General features: G+C 73.8%; 21 protein-coding genes. 10 read left to right on the top strand and 11 right to left on the bottom strand.

Going from position 1 to position 21,545, the window contains the following annotated elements:
- Positions 1–93: 93 nt before the first annotated feature.
- From CMN_RS03625 to CMN_RS03585, 9 genes are all read left to right on the top strand, one after another.
- Positions 94–1,071 (top strand): sugar ABC transporter substrate-binding protein, encoded by a 978-nt coding sequence (locus CMN_RS03625; RefSeq protein WP_015489498.1) that lies wholly within the window; start codon positions 94–96, stop codon positions 1,069–1,071.
- Between the two features lie 94 nt (positions 1,072–1,165).
- Positions 1,166–2,209: an ABC transporter permease gene (locus tag CMN_RS03620; protein WP_015489497.1), complete on the top strand. Its 1,044-nt coding sequence runs from the start codon at positions 1,166–1,168 to the stop codon at positions 2,207–2,209.
- Positions 2,206–3,141 (top strand): ATP-binding cassette domain-containing protein, encoded by a 936-nt coding sequence (locus CMN_RS03615; RefSeq protein WP_015489496.1) that lies wholly within the window; start codon positions 2,206–2,208, stop codon positions 3,139–3,141. The genes CMN_RS03620 and CMN_RS03615 overlap by 4 nt, the downstream gene beginning before the upstream one ends.
- A 53-nt stretch (positions 3,142–3,194) precedes the next feature.
- On the top strand, positions 3,195–3,956 hold the full coding sequence (locus CMN_RS03610) for a GntR family transcriptional regulator (protein WP_015489495.1): 762 nt from the start codon (positions 3,195–3,197) through the stop codon (positions 3,954–3,956).
- Positions 3,957–3,996: 40 nt separating this feature from the next.
- Positions 3,997–4,590, top strand: coding sequence for a GNAT family N-acetyltransferase (locus CMN_RS03605; protein ID WP_015489494.1), 594 nt, complete (start codon positions 3,997–3,999; stop codon positions 4,588–4,590).
- An 81-nt stretch (positions 4,591–4,671) separates the two neighbouring features.
- Entirely contained in the window at positions 4,672–6,408 is a 1,737-nt protein-coding gene (locus CMN_RS03600; protein WP_015489493.1) for a dihydroxyacetone kinase family protein, read from the top strand.
- A 52-nt stretch (positions 6,409–6,460) separates the two neighbouring features.
- Positions 6,461–6,922 carry a ribose-5-phosphate isomerase gene (locus CMN_RS03595; RefSeq protein WP_015489492.1) on the top strand — a complete coding sequence of 154 codons (462 nt, stop codon included), beginning with the start codon at positions 6,461–6,463 and terminating at the stop codon, positions 6,920–6,922.
- 4 nt (positions 6,923–6,926) lie between these two features.
- A complete protein-coding gene (locus CMN_RS03590) occupies positions 6,927–7,733 on the top strand; it encodes a triose-phosphate isomerase family protein (RefSeq protein WP_015489491.1) in 807 nt (268 codons plus the stop codon).
- A gap of 15 nt (positions 7,734–7,748) precedes the next feature.
- On the top strand, positions 7,749–8,468 hold the full coding sequence (locus CMN_RS03585) for a GntR family transcriptional regulator (RefSeq protein ID WP_015489490.1): 720 nt from the start codon (positions 7,749–7,751) through the stop codon (positions 8,466–8,468).
- 670 nt (positions 8,469–9,138) lie between these two features.
- Here the strand turns inward: CMN_RS03585 and CMN_RS03580 are convergent.
- On the bottom strand, positions 9,139–9,576 hold the full coding sequence (locus tag CMN_RS03580; RefSeq protein ID WP_015489489.1) for a hypothetical protein: 438 nt from the start codon (positions 9,574–9,576) through the stop codon (positions 9,139–9,141).
- Positions 9,577–9,792: 216 nt separating this feature from the next.
- Here CMN_RS03580 and CMN_RS03575 point away from each other — a divergent pair, with 216 nt between their 5' ends.
- A complete protein-coding gene (locus CMN_RS03575) occupies positions 9,793–10,425 on the top strand; it encodes a response regulator (protein WP_041465429.1) in 633 nt (210 codons plus the stop codon).
- Positions 10,426–10,912: 487 nt separating this feature from the next.
- Here the strand turns inward: CMN_RS03575 and CMN_RS03565 are convergent, their stop codons facing one another.
- The 10 genes from CMN_RS03565 to CMN_RS03520 form a co-directional block, all read right to left on the bottom strand.
- Entirely contained in the window at positions 10,913–11,881 is a 969-nt protein-coding gene (locus CMN_RS03565) for a 3-hydroxyacyl-CoA dehydrogenase family protein (RefSeq protein ID WP_015489487.1), read from the bottom strand.
- On the bottom strand, positions 11,878–12,876 hold the full coding sequence (locus tag CMN_RS03560; protein WP_015489486.1) for a sugar phosphate isomerase/epimerase family protein: 999 nt from the start codon (positions 12,874–12,876) through the stop codon (positions 11,878–11,880). The genes CMN_RS03565 and CMN_RS03560 overlap by 4 nt, the downstream gene beginning before the upstream one ends.
- A 200-nt stretch (positions 12,877–13,076) precedes the next feature.
- Positions 13,077–13,793 carry a hypothetical protein gene (locus CMN_RS03555; protein WP_015489485.1) on the bottom strand — a complete coding sequence of 239 codons (717 nt, stop codon included), beginning with the start codon at positions 13,791–13,793 and terminating at the stop codon, positions 13,077–13,079.
- Between the two features lie 150 nt (positions 13,794–13,943).
- Complete coding sequence (iolD, locus tag CMN_RS03550) at positions 13,944–15,860, bottom strand: 3D-(3,5/4)-trihydroxycyclohexane-1,2-dione acylhydrolase (decyclizing) (RefSeq protein ID WP_015489484.1); 1,917 nt, start codon at positions 15,858–15,860, stop codon at positions 13,944–13,946.
- Positions 15,857–16,837 (bottom strand): 5-deoxy-glucuronate isomerase, encoded by a 981-nt coding sequence (iolB, locus tag CMN_RS03545; RefSeq protein WP_015489483.1) that lies wholly within the window; start codon positions 16,835–16,837, stop codon positions 15,857–15,859. The genes iolD and iolB overlap by 4 nt, the downstream gene beginning before the upstream one ends.
- 53 nt (positions 16,838–16,890) lie before the next feature.
- Positions 16,891–18,396 (bottom strand): CoA-acylating methylmalonate-semialdehyde dehydrogenase, encoded by a 1,506-nt coding sequence (locus tag CMN_RS03540; protein WP_015489482.1) that lies wholly within the window; start codon positions 18,394–18,396, stop codon positions 16,891–16,893.
- Positions 18,397–18,447: 51 nt separating this feature from the next.
- Positions 18,448–19,335 (bottom strand): class I fructose-bisphosphate aldolase, encoded by an 888-nt coding sequence (locus CMN_RS03535; protein ID WP_420022544.1) that lies wholly within the window; start codon positions 19,333–19,335, stop codon positions 18,448–18,450.
- 50 nt (positions 19,336–19,385) lie between these two features.
- Positions 19,386–20,363 (bottom strand): 5-dehydro-2-deoxygluconokinase, encoded by a 978-nt coding sequence (gene iolC, locus CMN_RS03530; RefSeq protein WP_015489480.1) that lies wholly within the window; start codon positions 20,361–20,363, stop codon positions 19,386–19,388.
- A 138-nt stretch (positions 20,364–20,501) separates the two neighbouring features.
- Positions 20,502–20,972: a hypothetical protein gene (locus CMN_RS03525; RefSeq protein ID WP_015489479.1), complete on the bottom strand. Its 471-nt coding sequence runs from the start codon at positions 20,970–20,972 to the stop codon at positions 20,502–20,504.
- A 39-nt stretch (positions 20,973–21,011) separates the two neighbouring features.
- Entirely contained in the window at positions 21,012–21,515 is a 504-nt protein-coding gene (locus tag CMN_RS03520) for a GNAT family N-acetyltransferase (protein ID WP_015489478.1), read from the bottom strand.
- Positions 21,516–21,545: the final 30 nt, after the last annotated feature.

Genomic DNA, 21,545 nt, shown 5'->3' with positions numbered 1-21,545 from the left:
GTGTTGACAAACCACGTCGGGCGGGACGAAGATCGCCCCGACGACGACGTCCAGGACCCCGCGCGCGGGCGTCCGCCCGACAAGGAGCATTCGATGAAGAACAGATTCCTCGCCCCCCTCGGCCTCGCGGTCGCAGCCGGGTTCCTCCTCACCTCGTGCGCGGGCACCGGCCAGGAGGCCGCGCCCACCGCGGGCGGCGCGAGCGGCGGCGGCGACCTCACCTTCGCGGTGGTCACCCACTCCGGCCCGGGCGACGCCTTCTGGGACCGCGTGAAGGCGGGCGCCGAGACCGCGGGCGGCCAGTACGGCGCCACCGTCACGTACAACGCGGACCCGGATCCCGCCAAGCAGTCCCAGCTCATCGACAACGCGGTCGCGCAGAAGGTCGACGGGATCGTCGTCTCGATGGCGAACCCCGACGGCGTGAAGGACAGCGTCGAGAAGGCCGTGGCGGCGGGCATCCCCGTGGTCACCATCAACTCCGGGATCGAGCGCTCGGCCGAGTTCGGCGCCCTCACCCACATCGGCCAGAGCGAGACGGTCGCGGGCGAGGCCGTCGGCAAGCGCCTCGGCGACGCGGGACTGAAGAACGCGCTCTGCGTGATCCAGGAGGCCGGCAACGTCGGCCTCGAGGAGCGCTGCTCCTCCGCGGCGAGCGCCTTCTCGGGCCAGATGGCGAACCTCCAGGTGGACGGCACGAACGACGCCGACGTGAAGGCGACCATCAAGTCGAAGCTGCAGGCGGATCCCTCGATCGACGGCGTGCTCACGCTCGGCGGCCAGTACGCCATCGACGCGGTCGGCGCGGTCGAGGAGTCGGGCAGCAAGGCGCAGATCGGCACGTTCGACCTCTCGGAGGACGTCGTCAGCGCGGTCGAGGCCGACAAGATCCTGTTCGCGGTCGACCAGCAGCCGTACGTGCAGGGCTTCCTCGGGATCACCGCGCTCGACCTCTACGCCACCAACGGCAACGTCATCGGCGGCGGCCAGCCCGTCTACTCCGGACCCGCGTTCGTGACGAAGGACAACGCGGCGCAGGTCGCCGAGTTCGCGAAGAACGGCACCCGGTAGCCGGCCCGCCGGGCGCGCCCGACGCGTCCGGCCCGCCCTCCCCTCGTCCCCCACCGCACCGCACTCCCCCGACGCTCACCGAAGGAGCCCCGCGTTGACCACGACGGACATCGTGACGATCGCCACGAGGCCGCGCCTCGAGAACAGGCCGATCCGCAAGATCCTCGCCCGCCCGGAGATCGGCGCCCTCGTGGCGGCCCTCGCCGTGCTGGTGTTCTTCTCCCTCTACACGCCGCAGTTCCTCACCCTCGCCGGCGCGGGCGTGTGGCTCGAGTCGGCGTCGACCTTCGGGATCATGGCGGTCGCCGTGGCGATGCTCATGATCGGCGGCGAGTTCGACCTCTCCGCCGGCGTCATGACGGGCTTCTCGGCGCTCGTGGTCGGCATCCTCACGTCGCACTACGGCCTCAGCATCTGGGTCGCGGTGCTCGTCTCGCTCGCGGCGGCCCTGGCGATCGGCGCGCTCAACGGATTCCTCGTGATGAAGACGGGCCTGCCGAGCTTCATCGTGACGCTCGGCACGTTCTTCGCGCTCGCGGGCGTCGACCTCGCCGTCACCAAGCTCATCACCGGCCAGGTCGCGATCCAGGGCATGACGAAGGTGCCGTCGTACGACCAGATCCAGCCGATCTTCGGCTCCTCGCTCGAGATCGGCGGCGGTGGCTTCTACGTCTCGGTGCTGTGGTGGTTCGCGGTCGCTGCCGTCGCCACCTGGATCCTGCTGCGCACGCGCGCCGGCAACTGGATCTTCGCGGTCGGCGGCGCCAAGGAGTCCGCCCGCCAGGTGGGCGTCCCGGTGCTCAAGACGAAGATCGGCCTCTTCATGGGCACGGCGGGCGCCGCCTGGCTCGTCGGGATGATCTCGCTGTTCCGCACCTCCACGGTGCAGGCGAACACGGGCGTCGGCCAGGAGTTCATCTACATCATCTGCGCGGTCGTCGGCGGGTGCCTGCTCACGGGCGGCTTCGGCTCGGCCATCGGCGCGGCGCTCGGGGCGCTGATCTACGGCATGGTCTTCCAGGGCATCACCTTCGCCCAGTGGGACACGAACTGGCTGCGCACGATCCTCGGTGTGATGCTCCTCGCGGCGGTGCTGCTGAACAACCTGGTGCGCACGCGGGCGGGAGGCGGACGATGAGCGCCGAGACGAGCGCGAGCGCCGCGTCCGAGCCCCTGGCCGGCGCCGTCCCGGGAGCCGCCGAGGAAGCAGGCGGACGCCCGACTCCCCCGCTGCCGCCCGTCGGCACGACCATCCTCGAGGTCCGCGACATCGGCAAGAGCTACGGCGCCGTCAACGCGCTCACGGGCGTCTCGACCGTGGTCGCCGCGGGCCAGGTCACGTGCGTGCTCGGCGACAACGGCGCCGGCAAGTCGACCTTCATCAAGATGCTCGCGGGCGTGCACGCGCCGAGCGAGGGCACGATGCTCCTCGACGGCGAGCCCGTCACCCTCGGATCCCCGCGCGCGGCGCTCCAGGCCGGCATCGCGACCGTCTACCAGGACCTCGCGGTCGTGCCCCTCATGCCCGTGTGGCGGAACTTCTTCCTCGGCTCCGAGATCACGAAGGGGAAGGGGCCGTTCCGCCGGCTCGACGTGGCGGCCATGAAGGCGATCACGCACGAGCAGCTCGCGCAGATGGGCATCGACCTCCGCGACGTCGACCAGCCCATCGGCACGCTGTCCGGCGGCGAGCGCCAGTGCGTCGCCATCGCCCGGGCCGTGCACTTCGGCGCCCGCGTGCTGATCCTGGACGAGCCCACCGCGGCCCTCGGCGTCAAGCAGTCCGGCGTCGTGCTGCGGTACATCGCGCGCTCGCGCGACCGGGGGCTCGGCGTGGTCTTCATCACGCACAACCCGCACCACGCCTTCCCGGTGGGCGACCGGTTCCTGCTGCTCAACCGCGGATCCAGCCTCGGCACGTTCGAGAAGGACGAGATCACGCTGGGCGAGCTGACGAGCCTCATGGCCGGCGGCGCCGAGCTCGACTCGCTGGCGCACGAGCTCGCGCGCGACCCGGGCTCGGCCCCGGACGCGGGCCAAGAGGGAGCCGCGCCCGCGGCGGGCCGCTGACGAGCCGCATGCCAGGATGAGGCGTTGACCTGACCTACGAGGGAGCGATCGACGTGACGCAACCGGAGCAGATCCTGCCCCCCGACCTGTTCCTCGCGCTCGACCGCTCGGGCCCGGTGCCCCTCTACTACCAGGTGGCCACCCTGCTGGAGACGGCGATCCACGACGGCACGCTGCCGGCCGGCGCGCGGCTCGAGAACGAGATCGCGCTCGGCACCCGTCTCGGGCTGTCCCGGCCGACCATCCGCCGGGCGATCCAGGATCTCGTCGACAAGGGCCTGCTCGTGCGCCGCCGCGGCATCGGCACGCAGGTCGTGCACGGTCGGGTGACGCGCAACGTCGAGCTCACGAGCCTCTACGAGGACCTCGAGCGGCAGGGCCAGGCCCCGGCCACGCAGATGCTGTCGTCGTCGCGCGGCGAGGCCGACGAGAAGGTCGCCGAGGCGCTCGGCGTCGCGGTCGGCAGCCCGGTGCTGCACCTCACCCGGCTGCGCACGGCCGACGGCGTGCCGCTCGCGATCCTCGACAACGTGCTGCCCGAGCCGTTCGTCGACCTGGATCCGGACGCCCTCGCGACCCACGGGCTGTACCAGCTGCTGCGCGGCCGCGGCGTGATCATGCGCGTCGCCAAGCAGCGCATCGGCGCCCGCGCGGCCACCGCCTCGGAGGCGCGCCTGCTCGACCTGCCGCGCGGCGGCGCGGTGCTCACCATGTCGCGCACCGCGTTCGACAGCTCGGGCCGCGCCGTCGAGTACGGCCAGCACTGCTACCGACCGGACCTGTACTCGTTCGAGATCACGCTCGTCGACCGGTAGCGGGCGGCGCAGGGCGCACGGGCGCTGCCACGATGGGCGGATGACCCCCGACGACGCCCCGACCGCCGCCGCCCCGCTCGACCGCATCGCCTGGCCGGTGCGCACCGAGCGGCTCCTCCTCCGCCGCATGTCCCCGGCCGACGCGCCCGCCATGTGGGCGTACCGGCGCCTCGACGAGGTCACGCGCTGGGTCACCTCCCGGCCCGTCGACGAGGCCGCGTGGATCGGAGGGAGCGGCGCCATGCTGCGCGACCAGCTCGTGCTCGAGCTCGACGGCCGGGTCGTGGGCGACGTCATGGTGCGGGTCGAGGACGCGTGGGCGCAGCGCGAGGTCGCGCACCTCGCCGTCGGCACGCAGGCGGAGCTCGGCTGGACCCTGGATCCGGCCGTCGGCGGCCGCGGCCTCGCGACCGAGGCGGTGCGGGCGGCGGTGAGGATCGCGTTCGAGGGGCTCGGCGTCCGCCGCGTGGTCGCGAGCGCGTTCGCCGACAACGCACCGTCGCTCCGGCTCGCCGAGCGCGTGGGCATGCGGCGGGAGTCGTACGCGGCCGCCGACTCGCTGCACCGCGACCTCGGCTGGATCGACGGGGTCGGCTACGCGATGCTCGCCGAGGAGCGGACCGCGCGCGGCTGAGTCGCGGGTCGGCGCGAGCCGCTCCACGGGATCCAATATCCTATAGGATCTCCTCACGTGCTCGATGAGGAGGACCCACGGATGACCCGGCTCTGGAACGACCCCGCCGACTTCGCCGACGACATGACGGCGGGCTTCGTCCGCGCCAACGGACGCTGGGTGCGTCGGGTGCACGGCGGCGTCTCCCGCTCCACCCGCTCGGCGGATCCCGAGGTGGCGGTCGTCATCGGCGGCGGCTCCGGCCACTACCCCGCGTTCGGCGGGCTGGTCGGCCCCGGCCTCGCGCACGGCGCCGCGATGGGCAACCTCTTCGCGTCGCCGTCGGCGCACCAGGTCGAGTCGGTGATCCGCTCGAGCGAGCAGGGCCGCGGCGCGCTCCTCCTCTACGGCAACTACGCGGGCGACGTGCTGCACTTCGACGACGCGCAGGAGCGCGTGCGCCGCGACGGCATCGACTGCCGCACGGTCGTCGTGACGGACGACATCTTCAGCGCCTCACCCGACGAGCAGGCCAAGCGCCGCGGCATCGCGGGCGACCTCACGGTGTTCAAGGCGGCGGGCGCCGCGTCCGCCGCGGGCTACGACCTCGACGACACCGAGCGTGTGGCCCGGCTCGCCAACGCGCGCACGCGCTCGATGGGCGTCGCCTTCACGGGCTGCACGCTGCCGGGCGCGGACGAGCCGCTGTTCTCGGTCCCGGAGGGGCGCATGGCGATCGGGCTCGGGATCCACGGCGAGCCCGGCATCGACGAGACCGACATCCCGTCCGCGGACGGCCTGGCCGAGCTGTTCGTCGAGCACCTCCTCGCGACGGCGGAGATCCCGGACGGCGTCGAGGTGCGCGGCGCCCGGGTCGTACCCGTGCTCAACGGCCTCGGATCCGTGAAGAACGAGGAGCTGTTCGTCGTGTTCACGCGCGTCGCGGACCTGCTCGAGGAGGCGGGGCTCACGCTCGTGGATCCGCAGGTCGGCGAGTTCTGCACGAGCTTCGACATGGCCGGCGCCTCCCTCACGCTGTTCTGGCTCGACGAGGAGCTCGAGCGGCTGTGGACCGCGCCCGCCGACACCCCCGCCTTCCGCAGCGGCGCGTTCGACGGATCCGCCCTCCAGCCCGTGGACGCGCGCGAGGACGACGAGGTGGACGCCGCGATCCCCGACGCGACCGACGCCTCCCGTCGCACCGCCGCACGCGTGGCCACCGCCCTCGAGGCCGTGCACGCGGTCGTCGCGGAGAACGCCGACGAGCTCGGGCGCCTCGACTCCGTCGCGGGCGACGGCGACCACGGCATCGGCATGCTGCGCGGATCCCGGGCCGCCTCCGAGCGCGCGGCCCGGGCCGTGGAGCAGGGCGCCGGTGCCCGCACCGCCCTCCGGCTGGCCGGCGACGCGTGGTCAGACAAGGGCGGCGGCACGTCCGGCGCGCTGTGGGGGCTCATCCTGCAGGCGGTCGGCGACGCGCTCGACGACGAGGACGCGGATCCCGCGACGGCCGAGGCGGTGGCCCGCGGCGTGGGCGACGCGCGCGACGCCGTGATGGGCCACGGCAAGGCGGCGCTCGGCGACAAGACCATGGTCGACGCGCTCGTGCCGTTCGCCGACGTGCTCGCCGAGCGGGTCGGATCCGGGGCGTCGCTCGCCGACGCGTGGACCGCCGCGAGCGACGCGGCGCAGGAGGCCGCGGACGCGACGGCCGCGCTGAAGCCCGGCATCGGGCGCGCGCGGTCGCACGGCGAGCGCTCTGTCGGCACGGCCGACCCCGGTGCCGTGTCGCTCGCGCTCATCACGGCGGCCGTGGGCCGCGCCCTCGCCGACCGATGACACCCACCGGCACCAGCAGCACCACCAGCAGCACGGCCAAGAGGAGGACAGCATGACCAGGACATGGCGCATCGTCGTCGGCGCGGACGACGCGGGATACGACCACAAGGAGGCGATCAAGGCCGACCTCGAGGCGAGCGGCCTCGTCGTGTCCGTGGTGGACGTGGGCGTCGACGCCGACGGCCACACCGCGTACCCGACCGTCGCGACCACGGCGGCCGAGATGGTCGCGCGCGGCGAGGCCGACCGGGCCGTGCTGATCTGCGGCACGGGCCTCGGCATGTCCATCGCGGCGAACAAGGTGCCCGGCGTCCGCGCCGTCACCGCGCACGACGGCTTCTCGGTGGAGCGCAGCGTGCTGTCGAACGACGCGCAGGTGCTCTGCATGGGGCAGCGCGTGGTCGGCCTGGAGCTGGCGCGGCGGAACGTGCGCGAGTGGCTGACGTACGAGTTCGACACGTCGAGCCCGTCGAACGACAAGGTCAACGAGATCCGCGCGTACGAGGCGAAGTAGGGCCGTGCCCGCCCATCCGCCCACATGGCCGGCCTTCGTCGGCGTGAGCCTGAAGATGCACCTCGGGCACGCCGAGACGGTCGCGTGGTGCCGGGCCGTCGCGGACGTCGCACGGGCGCACCCGGCGACCCGGGCCGGCGAGGCGGAGCTCGTGGTGCTGCCGTCGTACCTGTCGGTGCCGGCCGCCGTCGGGATCCTCGACGGGCTCGCCGCCGTCGGCGCGCAGGACCTCGCGGCCGAGGACGCCGGCGCCTTCACGGGCGAGGTCTCCGGCGGGCAGATCCGGGAGCTGGGCGGCGCGTTCGTCGAGGTCGGGCACGCGGAGCGGCGGCGGCTGTTCGGCGAGACCGACGAGGTCGTGCGGCGGAAGGCCGACGCCGCGCTGCGGGCGGGGCTCGTGCCGCTGATCTGCCTCGGCGAGGAGACGCGGGGGGATCCGGCCGACGCGGCGCGGGAGTGCGCCCGGCAGCTCGACGACGCGCTCGCCCTCGCGGCGGAGCGCGGCCACGGCGGGCGGATCGTGGTCGCGTACGAGCCGCAGTGGGCGATCGGCGCGGCCGAGCCCGCCCCGGACGCGCACATCCGGGGCGTGTGCCGGGAGCTGCGGGCGCACGCGCGGGCGCTCGACGCGCACCCGGGATCCGCGGTCGTCTACGGCGGCAGCGCCGGCCCCGGGCTCCTCACCCGCATCGGCGACCACGTCGACGGCCTGTTCCTCGGCCGGTTCGCGCACGACCCGCGGGCCGTCGCCGCCATCCTCGACGAGGTGCACGCCCGCGCGGCCCGGCCGGCGTCCGACGCCTCCCGCTGACGGCAGACTGTCCTGGTGACCACCGGCCTCCCGCTCGACGCGACCGCGATGCCCGCCCGGCAGGGCCTGCGCGACCGCGTCTACGACCTCGTGCTCGACATGCTCATGGGATCCGCGATGGAGCCCGGCTCCCGCCTCGCCATCGACCAGATCGCGCGCGACCTCCACGTCTCGCCCACGCCGGTGCGCGAGGCGCTCGTGCAGCTGGAGCGCACCGGGCTCGTCGCCCGCGAGGCGCACAAGGGCTACCGCGTCGCGCCGCCCATCGCCGGCGAGCAGCTGGAGGCGCTGTTCGACGCGCGGATCGTGCTCGAGGGCGGGGCGACCGCCCTGGCGGCGGCGGATCCGAGCCGGCTCGTGCCCACGCTCGAGGACGCCCTCGCGGCCCACCGCGCGACGACGGAGCGGGTGCGCGCGGCGACGGGCGACGGCGAGATGCCGGTCGGCCTCATCCGGGAGTACTTCGTCGTCGACTGGGACTTCCACCACCGGATCTTCGAGGCGACCGGCAACCCGTTCCTCCTCGACATGTCGGAGGCGATCTCGACCCGAGTGCACCGCATGCGCCAGACGATGCGCACGGGCGTCCACGACGCCGACGACGCCGTGCACGAGCACCGGGCGATCATCGACGCGGTCGCCGAGGGTCCGGATGCCGCGGCCGCCGCGATGCGCGCCCACATCGAGCGCGTGCGCGAGCGGTCGCGCCGGGACGCGGACGCGCCCTCCGCCTAGCCGCGCTCCCCCTCCGGCCGAGATCGGGACTAGCGCTCGCCCAGCTCTCCGCAATACATTGCTCCCACGCGAACGCATCGCGCACCTGCCCAGTCCCCGCAGCGCACGACCCGGCCTCGATCCCGCATCGAGGCCCGTCCTGCCCCGGGTCATGACACGGCTCGGGGACCACCCGCATCCCGCGGCGGAACCACCCGCCCGCCGGGAGTCGATCTCGGAAGGCGGTCCCCCACCCGGCCACGACGACCGCGCAGCCGCCCGGCGTCCCCGCCCAGCCCAGCCCCAACCTGCGCCCATCCCCGCGCCCTCCGACCCACCGACTCGGCGCCCCACCCCGGCGCCTCTCGACCTCCCTCCTCCGGACCCGAGACGGAGGAGGGAGAGGGACACGGCACGCGACATCCCCCACCCCCGCGCGTGCCGGGTCCTGACCCCTCGCGCGCACGCCCGCGACATAGCGCATCGCCGGCCGCGTGACCCGGGTCTTTCGGCCCTGTGCGAGGGCGGATCCGCGGCCTAGCCTCCGACTGACGGCACCGGATCCGCGAACCCGCGCGGCCAGGACGTCCGATGGAGGACACCGTGATCCCCGACCCCCTCTCGCCGGTGCGGCGCAGCGCCGTCGACGCCACCCGATCGGTCGCGTGACCGACGGACCCACGACGCCCGGTCAGGACGCGGCGGTCGCCCCCTCCGCAGGGCCCGCCCCGACGTGCTCCAGCAGGCTCGCCGCGCGCGCCAGGTCCGCCTCGCGCACCGGCGGCTCCGCCTCCTCCGCCGCCCGCCTCAGCCACGCGGCCCGGGCGCGGTCGACGTCGTCGAGCATCGCGCGGCCGACCTCGGCGAGCACGAGCCGCGTGCCGCCGCCGTCCTCGACCTCCGCGACCATGCCCTTGCGGATGAGCGACTGGAGGCTGGGGATGGTCGCCGCGCGCGCCGTCCGCGCCACCATGGCGAGCGAGGCCCGGTCCACGTGGTCGCCGCCGGCGATGATGCGGACCAGGAGGACCTGCAGCCCGGTCAGCGAGTCCCAGGCCTCCGACGTGTCGTCGTCCATGCGGTCGACCAGGGTCGCCACCGCGGCCGCGAGTCGGACGTGGACGGTCACGGCCGTGCCCCGAGCGGCACGGCCGGGCCGCCGCGCGCGTCGTGCGGAGTCGACATGTCGGAACACCTCCCGGGGACCCGACGTGTCGTCGGGGGTCCTGGCGACCAGCATCGGACCCTCCCGCCCCGGCCGCCAGGTACGAAGGTCCCGGTCGGCGGAGAGGATCCCGTGCCGCGGCATGAGACCGGCCCCGGCGGCCCGACGCGGGGCGGGCGCGTGATCACCGTGTTCATCGTGGACGACCACGAGATCGTCCGCCGGGGCGTCGCGGCGCTCGTCGACGGCGAGCCCGACCTGCGCGTCGTGGGCCAGGCGGGCACGGCGACGAGTGCCCTGGTGCGCATCGCCGCGACCCGCCCCGACGTCGCGGTCCTCGACGTGCGGCTCCCCGACGGGGACGGCGTCGCCCTGTGCCGGGAGATCCGCGCGGCCATGCCGGACGTGCGCTGCCTGATGCTGACCGCCTTCGACGACGACGCGATCAGCGCCGCCGCCGTCCTCGCCGGGGCGGCGGGGTTCGTGCTCAAGGACATCCGCGGTGACGGTCTCCTCGATGGCATCCGCCGCGTCGCCGCCGGCGAGCAGCTCGCCGCGCCGCGCACGGCGGATCCCCGCGCGCACGCGACGCACGGCCGCGCCGCCGACGCGCACCTGGCCTCGCTCACGCCGCGGGAGCGCGCCGTGCTCGACCTCCTCGCGGAGGGGATGTCGAACCGGCAGATCGGCGAGGTCCTGGACGTGACGGAGAAGACGGTGAAGAACCACGTCTCCGGCCTCCTGCGCAAGCTCGGCGTGGAGCGGCGCACGCAGGCGGCGATCTACGGGCTGGAGCGCCGTCGACGGCGGTGAGACCCGGCCAGGGAGAGCCCCGGGGAGAGCGGCGGGGCGGCGAGCTCCGGCGACCGGGACCAACGTCCCGTATCACCGCTCGACGCCGCCCGTAGTGTCGCCCGTAGTCGCCCTGGTCGACGGCGGGACCCGAATGCCGCCCGTCGACGCGACACCGGCCGTCCGCCCCCGAGGTTCCCCCGGTCGGCCAGGCCGCCGAGTCCGGTTCCTCCCCCGTCCGGCTCGGCGGCCCCTCCCGCCCCGCCACGCCAGCACGGTCTCGCCGGCGGACGCGATGCGGGCGTAGTCCGCGATCATGGGCGCGGGCTCCCGGCCGATGACGTCCACGTAGCGCCGGTACGCCCGGCGGGCGAGCGCCCGCATGGCGCCGGCGTCGTCGGGCCGGGCGGGCGCGAAGCGGATCTCCGGGCGCGGCGACTCGTCCATCGAGCCAGTAGACCACGGGCCCGGGTGCCGGGGCGGCGCTCGCGGACCCGACGGACGCCCGCTACCCGATAGGCGCCGGACCCAGCTCGTCCATCAGCTTCTTGATCGCCACGTACGCCCTGTTCCGGTACGCCACGAGCGCCTCGGTGCGCTCGGCGGGCACGTCGAGGTAGCCGGATCCGGTCTTCGTGCCGTACTCGCCCGCGTCCACGTGCGCCTGGAGCGACGCCGGCGTCGCGAAGCGCTCGGGCCAGCGCGTCTGCAGCGACGCGTAGCAGAACGCGTACACGTCGAGGCCGGCCATGTCGGCGATCGCGAACGGGCCGAAGACCGGCAGGCGGAAGCCGAAGGTCGTGCGGACGATCGTGTCGATGTCCTCGGGGGTCGCGATGCCCTCCTCGACGATCTGCGTCGCCTCGTGGAAGAGCGCGTACTGCAGGCGGTTGAGCACGAAGCCGGTGGAGTCGGTGACGCGCGCGGTCTCCTTGCCGGTGGCCGCGACGATCCCCTCGGCCATCGCGATCGCCCGCTCGTCGGTGCCGGCGTGCGGGATCAGCTCGACACCCGGGATGAACGGCGCCGGGTTCGAGAAGTGCACGCCGAGGAACCGCTCGGGGTTCGTGACGGCCTCCGCGAGCGAGCCGATGAGGATGGTCGAGGTGTTGGATCCGATGACCGCGTCGGGCCGCGCCGCCGCCGAGATCCGCCGCAGCGTCGCGTGCTTGATCTCGAGCTTCTCGGGCACGGCCTCCTCGATGAAGTCGGCGTCGGCGACGCCCTCCTCGATGGACGCGGAGGGCGTCACGGCGGCGCGGATCCGCTCCACGGCATCGGCGGGGAACAGCCCGTCGGCGACGAACCTCGCCGCCTCCTCCAGCAGGCGCGCGTGGTTGGCGACGGCGATCTCCTCCGAGATGTCGGCGATGCGCACCCGCGCGCCCGCGAGCGCGAGCACCTGCGCGATGCCGCCGCCCATGTAGCCGGATCCGACGATGGCGATGCTGCGTGCGGTGCTGTGCTGGTCGGTCATGATGCCTCTCCCTCTGCGTCGCGCGTCTGCGGCAGCAGCGTGCGGATGTAGTCGCGGTTCTCCGCGCAGACGCCGAGGCTGTCGCCGCCGTACTGCTCGGTGAGGATGATCCCGTCGAAGCCGAGCTCGACCGCGTCGCGGATCACCTGCCGGTAGTCGATGAGGCCGGCCTTCATGGTGGTGGGGACGCTGGTCGCCCAGCTGCCGTCGGCGGCCTCGTCGCGCATGTAGTTCTTCACGTGCCAGTAGTTCGCGTACGGCAGCGTCTTCGCGTACAGCTCGCGCCAGCTCTCGACCGGGCGGTGCAGGCGGATGAGGTTCGCGACGTCGGGGTTGAGCCCCACGTTGTCGAGGCCGATCTCCTCCACGAGCCGCACGGCGCTGTCGGCGGTGCCGAGGTAGGTGTCCTCGTACATCTCGAGCGCCATGCGGAGGCCCAGCTGCGCGGCGTGCCGGCCGAGCTCGCGGAGGCGCGTGACGGCGGCATCCCACACCTCGGGGTCGTCGGGGTCCTTTGGGCCCTCGGCAGTCCAGAACCACAGCGCCTTCCGCTGCGCGTCGCTGAACGGCTGGTGCAGGCCGGTCGAGAAGACGTCCATGCCCATCTCGGCGATCGCGTCGATGGTGCGGTGCGCGTAGGCCAGGTTCTTCTCCTCGTGGCCGGGCATGATCACGCTCTGCCGCTGCAGGTGCACCGACGGGATGCCGACGCCGTGAGAGCGGGCGATGGAGACGAGCTCGTCGCGGCGGGACGGCTCGAGGTCGGCGGGCCGCACGTGGCTGTCGGCGAGCTCGGCGAGCGTGAAGCCCTCGCGCGCGATGTCGGCGAACATGCGGTCCCATACCGCGGCCTCCGCGTCGTGGAGGGCGACGCCGTCCCGGCCGACCGTCGAGAAGCCGTGCAGGCAGGTGGCGATGGGCCAGTCCGCGGCGCTGAAGGCAGGCTCGGCCGGGGATCCCGGGGTGGTTACGGTCGTCGCGGTCGTCTCCGGCATGCTGCTCCATCGCGGTCGTCGGGCCCGGATGCCCGGGATCCAGATCCTATAGGAAATAGCATCCGAGCGGACGGTGGAGGACGACACCCGGCGTCGACGGCCGAGGCCGGGCGGGAGGAGCTCCCCCGCCCGACCCCGTCGCGATCCGGCGGTCGACGGCGCCGCGCGGCCTGCGGATCAGCGCGTCGATGACCCGGCGGCTACTCCTCGCAATGCGAGTTCCAGGTGTCGGGGAGCTTGATGTACACGCCCTTGCCGTTGCAGGAGGCGCTGCCCTTGACGACCTCCGCGAGGCCGCCGCTGAAGAACGCGCCGAGGATCCCGCACGTCACCCGGCTGAGGTCGAAGAAGACGCACACCGCCACGCTGGCGGCACCGGCGCTGACGCCGATGAGCCCGCGGAGCCAGTTGTGGTTGATGTAGAGCGTCACCCAGTGGATCAGGTGGCTCCACCAGTGCTTGGACTCCGCGATCGATCCGCCCGTGCTCGCGTGCCCCGCCGAGGCAGCGCCGCCCGCCTCCGGCAGGCCGTCCCTCTTCGCGAGGCTGTCCCGGGCGGCCATCATCTCGGGGTCCGCCTTCGCGGCCGCGTCCAGCCGGTCGACCGTCGGCTGGATCTCGGCGGCCTGCGCGGCCGAGAGGTCGATCCAGTTGTCGATGTGCCGACCGCCGACGTCGATGCCGACGCTGGCAGCGCGGACGATGTCGGACTCCGTGATCCGTCCCGACTCCATGTCGTCGAGGAGGTGCCCCGTCTCGATGGAGTGGCCCACACGGGCCTCGGGCGAGTGCGGATCCGTGACCGCGAACGCGCCGCTGCCCGGGGCGGAGATGACGAGCCCGACGGCGGCGACCGCGCCGATGGCGACGGTCGTGAGCATGGAGCGGGTGGTGCGGGTCCGGCGAGTGCTGGACATGCGGGTTCCTCTCTCTAGGGGCGGCTTGTGCCGCCGCCACCGCAAGGTAGTCCTTACGCGTGGAGCATCGTGCTTTTCTCGCCGGCATCCCCCTTAACGCCAGACGAACGTCTGACCTGGCGCTCGCCCGCGCTCGTGGAGGGCCGCGCGTCAGCCGAGCAGCGGCCGCTGCGCCCGCTTCCGCTCCACGTACTCGGCATGCGCCGCCCGCGTCGACGGCATCTCCGAGACGCCGGGCACGGGCACGTCCCACCAGCCCTCGCCGTCGGGGCCGTAGACGAGCGGGTCGGACTCGACGTGGATCACGGTGGTGCGGTCGGACGCCTTCGCGCGCCGCACCGCGTCGCCGAGCGCGATCGTCGCGTCGGGGCCGGACTCCACCTCGATCACGTCGACGCCGTAGCTGCGCGCGTTCGCCGCGAGGTCCACCGGCAGCGGCTCGCGGCCCTCGAAGTTGCGCGTCGCCGGATCGAGCGCCCGGTACCGGGTGCCGAAGCGCTCGGTGCCGACCGTCTGGGACAGGTGGCCGATGGACGCGTAGCCGTGGTTCTGGATCACGACGACGATGATCTTGATCCCCTCGGCCACCGCCGTCACGAGCTCCGTGTGCAGCATGAGGTACGAGCCGTCGCCGACCATGACGATCACGTCGCGGTCGTCGCCGTACGCCTCCGCCCCGCGCTTCACGCCCAGGCCACCCGGGATCTCGTAGCCCATGCACGAGAACGCGTACTCGACGTGGTAGCCGAGCGCGTCGCGCACGCGCCAGAGCTTGTGGAGGTCGCCAGGCAGGGATCCGGCCGCCTGCACGACCACGTCGCGCGGGTCGCTCGCGGCCTGCACCGCGCCGATGATCTCGGGCTGGCCGGGCAACGCGCCGCCCGTGGGCGCGAGCGCGCGGTCGACGGCGGCATCCCACTCGCGCTTCTCCCGGGCGATGCGGTCGGCGTACGCGGCGTCGACGCGGGTGCCGGCGAGCGCGTCGGTCAGCGCCTCGAGCGCCTCGCGCGCGTCGGCGACCACGGGCAGCTGCGTGCCGTGCTTGTACGCGTCGAAGGCGGCGACGTTGACGTTCACGAAGGTCACTCCCGGGCGCTGGAACGCCGTGCGGCTCGCGGTCGTGAAGTCGGAGTAGCGCGTGCCGATGCCGATCACGACGTCGGCCTCGGCGGCCAGGCGGTTCGCGGCGGTGGATCCGGTGGCGCCGATGCCGCCGACGTGCTGCGGGTGGTCCCAGGCGAGGGATCCGCCGCCGGCCTGCGTCGTACCGACCGGCATGCCGGTGGCCTCGGCGAAGCGGAGGAGCGCCTGCTCGGCGGCGGAGTAGATGACGCCGCCGCCCGCGACGATGAGCGGCGTACGGGCGTCGCGGATCGCCTGCACCGCGCGGGCGAGCGACCCGCGCTCCGGGAGCGGCCGGCGCAGGTGCCACTCGCGCGGCGCGAGGAACGCGAGCGGCACGTCGAGCGCCTCCGCCTGCACGTCCTCGGGCAGCGCGATGGTCACGGCGCCCGTCTCGGCCGGGTCGGTGAGCACGCGCATGGCCGCGAGCGCGATCGAGTACAGCTGCTCGGGCCGCTGCACGCGGTCGAAGAAGCGGGAGAGCGGGCGGAACGCGTCGTTCACGCTGATCCCCGTGTCGTGCGGGTGCTCGAGCTGCTGCAGCACCGGATCCGCCACCCGGGTCGCGAAGGTGTCGCTCGGCAGGAGGAGCGCCGGCAGCCGGTTCGCGGTGGCGAGGGCCGCGCCCGTGAGCATGTTGGCGGCGCCCGGGCCGACCGACGCGGCGCTCGCGTAGGTCGCGAGGCGGCGGTGCATGCGCGCGAAGCCCACGGACTGGTGCACCATCGCCTGCTCGTTGCGGGCCTGGTGGTACGGCATTAGGTCGGGATCCTGCGCGTTGGCCTGCATGAGCGCCTGGCCGATCCCGGCGACGTTGCCGTGGCCGAAGATCCCGAAGACGCCGGGGATGGTGCGCTCGCGGTGGTCGCCGTCGACCGTCCACTGGTTCGCCAGGAACGCGACGAGCGCCTGGCTGACGGTCATGCGGGCGGTGGGCTCGGTCATCGGGCGGGTGCTTCCTGGTCGGGTGCGGGTGCGGGTGCGGGTGCGGCGGCGTCGGCGGCGGCGGCAGCGTCATCGGGGGCGAACGGCAGGCGCGGGTCGATCTCCTGTCCGGCCCACGTGCCGCGGATCCAGCTGTGCGCGGGGTGGTCGCTGATGAGCCACGCGCGGTCGGCGCCCGGCCCCGCCATGACGTTGAGGTAGTAGAGGTCGTAGCCGGGCGCCGCGACCGCGGGCCCGTGGTACCCGTACGGCACGAGCACGACGTCGCCCGTGCGCACGACGGCGTCGATCGCGATCTCGCCCGCGGGCGACGAGGAGGTGTGGAACAGGCCGAACGGATCCGCGTCGGCGGGAGCGTCCAGCGCCCGGCCGACCGCGGTCTCGAAGTAGTAGATCTCCTCCAGCCGCGATTCCTCCCCCGGCTTCTCCTCGTCGTGCTTGTGCGCGGGGTAGCTCGACCAGTTCTCGGCGGGCGTCAGCACCTCGCAGACGATGAGGCGCTCGGCGTCGAGGGACCCGGGCGTGCCGGGCGTGCCGAAGTTGTGCACCTGGCGGCTCGACCGGCCGGCGCCGCGGAGCTCCACGGGCACGTCCGCGCGGGCGAGCCGGCGGCTCGGCACGTGCCGGGTGGCGGGCGACTCTGCGACGGCGACGCGACCGGATCCGGTGACCACCGCGGTCGACGTGCACGAGAGGTAGAGCACGTCGGTCGGCCCGGCGAAGACCGACGCGCGGCCCGCGAGGTCGGTCGCACGCTCGTCGCCGTCGCCCTCGCGGTGCCGCACGGCGAAGGATCCCGCGAGGGGCACGACCATGCGCTCCACGCCCGACGCGGCGAGCTCGAGCGCATCGCCCTCGGCGAGCACCGCGACCCGGAGGCCCGTGTGCTCCCAGCCGGGCAGGGATCCGTCGACCACGGTCTCCCAGCCGTCCCGGCCGAGGCTCCCGCGGGGGTGCAGCCACTCGTTCGTCGTCATGCGCGTCTCCGTCGTCGTCGTCGGGTGCCCGGCCGGGCGGGGGATGGTGCCGGTCAGTTCTGCGGGAAGCCGAGGTCGACACCGCCGTGCGACGGGTCGAGCCACCGGCTGGTGATCGCCTTCGCTTGCGTGAAGAACCGCACGCCCTCGGCGCCGTGCGCCTTGGTGTCGCCGAAGAGACTCGACCGCCAGCCGCCGAACGAGAACGTGGCGACGGGCACGGGGATGGGGACGTTGATCCCGATCATGCCGACCTGCACCTCGTTCTGGAAGCGGCGCGCGGCCCCGCCGTCGTTCGTGAAGATCGCGGTGCCGTTGCCGAAGGCGCCGGCGTTGATGAGCGCGACGCCCTCCTCGTACGAGCGCACCCGGACGACGCCGAGCACGGGCCCGAAGATCTCCTCGGTGTAGGCGCGCGACGACGTGGGCAGGGCGTCGATGAGCGTCGGGCCGAGCCAGAAGCCGTCCCGCTCGCCGTCGACCTCGATGCCGCGGCCGTCGACGACGACGCGCGCGCCGTCCTCCTCGGCGATGGCGATGTAGGACGCGACCTTGTCGCGGTGCGCCTCGGAGACGAGCGGGCCCATGTCGCAGCCACGGCGGCCGTCGCCGACGCGCAAGGACGACATGCGCGACGTGATCCGCTCGATGAGCGCGTCCGCGACGGGCTCGACCGCGACGACCACGGAGATCGCCATGCAGCGCTCGCCCGCCGAGCCGAAGCCCGCGTTGACGGCCGAGTCGGCGACGAGGTCGAGGTCGGCGTCGGGCAGCACGAGCATGTGGTTCTTGGCGCCGCCGAGGGCCTGCACGCGCTTGCCGTGCTTCGTACCCGTCTCGTAGACGTACTGCGCGATGGGCGTGGATCCGACGAACGAGATCGCGCGCACGTCCGGGTGCGCGAGCAGCTCGTCCACCGCCTCCTTGTCGCCGTTCAGCACCGTGAAGACGCCGTCCGGGAGCCCGGCGCGCTTCCACAGCTCGGCGATCCAGATGGCCGCGCTCGGGTCCTTCTCGCTCGGCTTCAGCACCACGGTGTTGCCGGCCGCGATCGCGATGGGGAAGAACCACATCGGCACCATCGCCGGGAAGTTGAACGGCGAGATGATCCCGACCACGCCGAGCGGCTGCTTCGTGGAGTACACGTCGACGCCCGTGGAGACCTGCTCCGAGTACTCGCCCTTGAGGTGGTGCGCGAGCCCGGTCGCGAACTCCACGACCTCCTGCCCGCGCGTGATCTCGCCGAGCGCGTCGCTCACGACCTTGCCGTGCTCCGACGTGATGATCTCCGCCAGCTCGCCCTTCTCGGCCTCGAGCAGCTCGCGGAAGCGGAAGAGGATCGCCTGCCGCTTGGCGAGCGACAGGTCGCGCCAGGCGGGGAACGCGGCGTGCGCCGACGCGATGGCGCGCTCGATCTCACCGGCGTCCGCGAGCGCGACCTCCTTCGTGACGACGCCGCGCGCCGGGTCGTAGACGGGCGCCGTGCGGCCGGAGGTCGAGGGCGAGCGGGCGCCGTCGATCCAGTGCGGGACGACGGGGAGCGGGGCGGTGTCGGTCATGGTGTCCTTCGTCGGTCGGCGAGTGGCGGGCGGGTCGGGTCGGTCTTCGGGTCAGGGGCGGGCGCGGCCGTGCACGAGGTCGACGGCCTGGTCGACCGCGCGGGCGACGTCGCCGTCGGCGGGGTGGATGAGCGTGCGGCCGACGACGAGGCCGCGGACGCCGGGGAGGCCCAGCGCGTGCTCCCAGCCGGCCCACGTGTCCTCGCTCGCGCCCTGCGGATCCCCGCCGAGCAGCAGGGTGGGCAGGGTGGTCGCGGCCATCACGCGGGCCATGTCGTCGACGACGGGCAGCTTCATCCACGTGCGCGCGGACGACGAGCCGAGGCCCGACGCGACGGCGATCGAGGTGATGACGGCGTCGGGCGTGAGGTCGTTGACGATGCGGCCGTCGTGCCACGCGCTCAGGAACGGCTCGAGCATGATCGGCAGGCCGGCGCGCACCGCGTCGTCGACCGCGCGCGCGTTGGCCTCGAGGGTGCGGGCGGTGCCGGCGTCGCCCAGGTTGATCCGCACGAGCGTCTTCGCGAAGTCGAGGCCGTCGCGCACGATCCCCGCGACGTCGTAGGCCGTGAAGCGGTCGTCCATCTCGAACGTCGCGCCGCGCAGGCCGCCGCGGTTCATGGACCCGACCACGACCTTGTCGTCGAGGAGGCCGAGGAGCGCGAGGTCGTCGACGATGTCCGGGGTGCCGAGCACGCCGTCGACGCCGTCGCGCGTGAGGGCGGTGGCGAGGCCGGCGAGCAGCTCGTCGCGGTCGGCGAGGGCCATCGGGTCGTCGCCGACGCCGAGCGCGCCGCGGGCGGGGTGGTCGGCGGCGACGATGAGCAGGCGGCCGTCGTCGCGGATCAGCGGGCGGTGCGCGCGGGCGGCGAGCGCGCGGGCGACGGCGGCGGGATCCGTGGCGCGCAGGTCGCGGAGGGCCTGGAGAGCGCCGGGCATGTCGCCCGCACGGAGCGCCTCGGCGGGCGCCCGGGCCGCGTCGACCGCGGTCATCGGATCCGCTCCAGCACAGCCTCGACCTCGGCGGTCGTCGGCATGGCGGTCGAGCACTCGCGGCGGGACGCGACGATGGCGCCCGCGACGTTGGCGAAGCGCAGGATCCGCTCGAGGTCCCAGCCCGCGAGCAGCCCGTGCACGAGCGCGCCGCCGAAGCCGTCGCCCGCGCCGAGGCCGTTGACGACCTCGACCGGGTACGGCGGCACCTCGACGGTCTCGTCGCGCGTCTTGGCGAGCACGCCCTTCGGCCCCTGCTTCACGATCGCGAGCTCGACGCCGCGGTCGAGCAGCGCGTCGGCGGCCCGCAGCGGATCCGTCTCCCCCACCGCGATCTCGCACTCCTCGCGGTTGCCCACCGCGACGGTCACGTGCTCGAGCGCCCGGCCGACCTCGCGGGTCGCGTCGGCGGGCGACGACCAGAACATGGGGCGGTAGTCGAGGTCGAGCACGGTGAGCGGCCGGCGCGCGCGGGCCCGCCATGCGGCGTGGTGCGCGGATCGGCTCGGCTCCTCGCTGAGGCCCGTGACGGTGGACCAGTAGACGCGCGCGTCCTGGATCGCCGTCGTGTCGAGCTGGTCGGCCTCGATGCAGAGGTCGGGCGCCTTCGGCCGGCGGTAGAAGTAGAGGGGGAAGTCGTCCGGCGGGAAGATCTCGCAGAAGGTGACGGGCGTGGGCAGGTCGTCGACGGGCGTCACGGACGCCGCGGAGACGCCGAGGCGCTCAAGCTCGCGCGTGACGTAGCGGCCGAACGGATCGTCGCCCACGCGCGAGATCAGGGCGGCGGACCTGCCGTGCCGGGCGGCCGCGACCGCCACGTTCGCCGCGCTCCCGCCGAGGTACTTGCCGAAGGTCTCGACCTCCTCGAGTCCCACGCCGTCCTGCAGCGGGTAGAGGTCGACGCCGACGCGGCCGATGGTGATCACGTCGTGGATCGGGGTCTCGGCAGGGGCTGCGTGTTCGGCAGGGCTCATGGCGGCGCTGCTTCCTCTCCGGCGGTGGAGGGCGGTGGGCGGGTGCTGCTTCACGTCCAACGTAGCGCATGTTCTGACATAGGCACATGGTTTTACGAGTGCCGGTGGACCTCATCACCCCGCCGACCGCGAAGCGGTTCAGCGACCGCGCGTCATCCCGACACCGAAGCCGGCGCCGAGCGCGAGACCGGCGACGACCAGGAGACCAGGCACGGGTATCGCACTGGAGGCGAGTCCGCCGAGGAACGAGCCGCACAGCGCGGGCACCAGCTGGCCGAGGCCGCGGGAGATCGCTCCGCTGGCGCCGCGGAAGGCCTCGTCCACGCCTGCGAGCACGACGAGCAGCGCCACGAGGAGCATGGGGACCAGGATGGCGACGGGGACGGACAGCATCAGCGGCGTCACGAGGGCGATCACCACCACGAGCGCGGCATACGCGGCGGTGGACGCCATGGTCCAGGCGACGTGGATCCGGAAGCGGCGGTCGTCCAAGGCGCGCACTGGGAGTTCGCGCAGCACAGGACAGGAGCCGCCGTGGCGGGCGTCGAGGTCGCCGCCGGTGCCGTCGACGCCGCTCGCAGGGAGGTCATCGCGGCGGTCGTCGGTCATGGTGCGACTGTATAGCCGGGGCGGCGTGCGGCCCAGCCGTCAGCGAACGACCTCGTCGAGCGGCAGGTGCATCACGTGCAGCCCGACGAGCCCGTCGTCCGCGTGGTCGAACGCCGCGGGGACGGTGCCGATGATCCGGAAGCCCAGCGACTCCCACAGGTGCACGGCGGCGCGGTTCGTCTCCACGACGGCGTTGAACTGGATCGCACGGTAGCCCTCCGCGCGCGCCCAGCCGATGACGTGCTCGCCCAGCGCCCGGCCGACGCCGCGGCCGCCGTGCGCGGGATCCACGAGGAACGACCCCGTGGCGACATGCGCCCCGCGGCCGGGGCGGTTCGGGCCGGCCTTGGCGGATCCGAGCACGGTGCCGTCGTCGTCCACCGCCACGAAGGTGCGGGCCGGCGCCTGGGCCATCCAGTTCGGCCGCGCCTCCTCGAGCGACTGCCCGGCCGGGAGCGCGTAGGTGCGGCCGGCGTCGACGATCGCGCGGTAGAAGGGGTGGATCAGGGGCCAGTCGGCGTCCGTGGCGGGGCGGATCTGCATGCGCTCGAGGCTATCCGGCCAGCCCGTCGG

It is taken from the genome of Clavibacter nebraskensis NCPPB 2581 (genome assembly GCF_000355695.1).
Taxonomy (GTDB): Bacteria; Actinomycetota; Actinomycetes; order Actinomycetales; family Microbacteriaceae; genus Clavibacter; species Clavibacter nebraskensis.
The sequence above is the reverse complement of the archived record's forward strand: the minus strand, read 5'-3'. Positions and strand labels throughout refer to the sequence as shown.

What these genes read in the sequence shown, in the direction of transcription:
- CMN_RS03625 (WP_015489498.1), top strand. Translation starts at nt 94, where the DNA reads ATGAAGAACAGATTCCTCGCCCCCCTCGGCCTCGCGGTCGCAGCCGGG.
- CMN_RS03615 (WP_015489496.1), top strand. Translation starts at nt 2,206, where the DNA reads ATGAGCGCCGAGACGAGCGCGAGCGCCGCGTCCGAGCCCCTGGCCGGC.
- CMN_RS03605 (WP_015489494.1), top strand. Translation starts at nt 3,997, where the DNA reads ATGACCCCCGACGACGCCCCGACCGCCGCCGCCCCGCTCGACCGCATC.
- CMN_RS03600 (WP_015489493.1), top strand. Translation starts at nt 4,672, where the DNA reads ATGACCCGGCTCTGGAACGACCCCGCCGACTTCGCCGACGACATGACG.
- CMN_RS03595 (WP_015489492.1), top strand. Translation starts at nt 6,461, where the DNA reads ATGACCAGGACATGGCGCATCGTCGTCGGCGCGGACGACGCGGGATAC.
- CMN_RS03565 (WP_015489487.1), bottom strand. Translation starts at nt 11,881, where the DNA reads ATGACCGACCAGCACAGCACCGCACGCAGCATCGCCATCGTCGGATCC.
- CMN_RS03560 (WP_015489486.1), bottom strand. Translation starts at nt 12,876, where the DNA reads ATGCCGGAGACGACCGCGACGACCGTAACCACCCCGGGATCCCCGGCC.
- CMN_RS03555 (WP_015489485.1), bottom strand. Translation starts at nt 13,793, where the DNA reads ATGTCCAGCACTCGCCGGACCCGCACCACCCGCTCCATGCTCACGACC.
- iolD (WP_015489484.1), bottom strand. Translation starts at nt 15,860, where the DNA reads ATGACCGAGCCCACCGCCCGCATGACCGTCAGCCAGGCGCTCGTCGCG.
- iolB (WP_015489483.1), bottom strand. Translation starts at nt 16,837, where the DNA reads ATGACGACGAACGAGTGGCTGCACCCCCGCGGGAGCCTCGGCCGGGAC.
- CMN_RS03540 (WP_015489482.1), bottom strand. Translation starts at nt 18,396, where the DNA reads ATGACCGACACCGCCCCGCTCCCCGTCGTCCCGCACTGGATCGACGGC.
- CMN_RS03535 (WP_420022544.1), bottom strand. Translation starts at nt 19,335, where the DNA reads ATGCCCGGCGCTCTCCAGGCCCTCCGCGACCTGCGCGCCACGGATCCC.
- iolC (WP_015489480.1), bottom strand. Translation starts at nt 20,363, where the DNA reads ATGAGCCCTGCCGAACACGCAGCCCCTGCCGAGACCCCGATCCACGAC.
- CMN_RS03525 (WP_015489479.1), bottom strand. Translation starts at nt 20,972, where the DNA reads ATGACCGACGACCGCCGCGATGACCTCCCTGCGAGCGGCGTCGACGGC.
- CMN_RS03520 (WP_015489478.1), bottom strand. Translation starts at nt 21,515, where the DNA reads ATGCAGATCCGCCCCGCCACGGACGCCGACTGGCCCCTGATCCACCCC.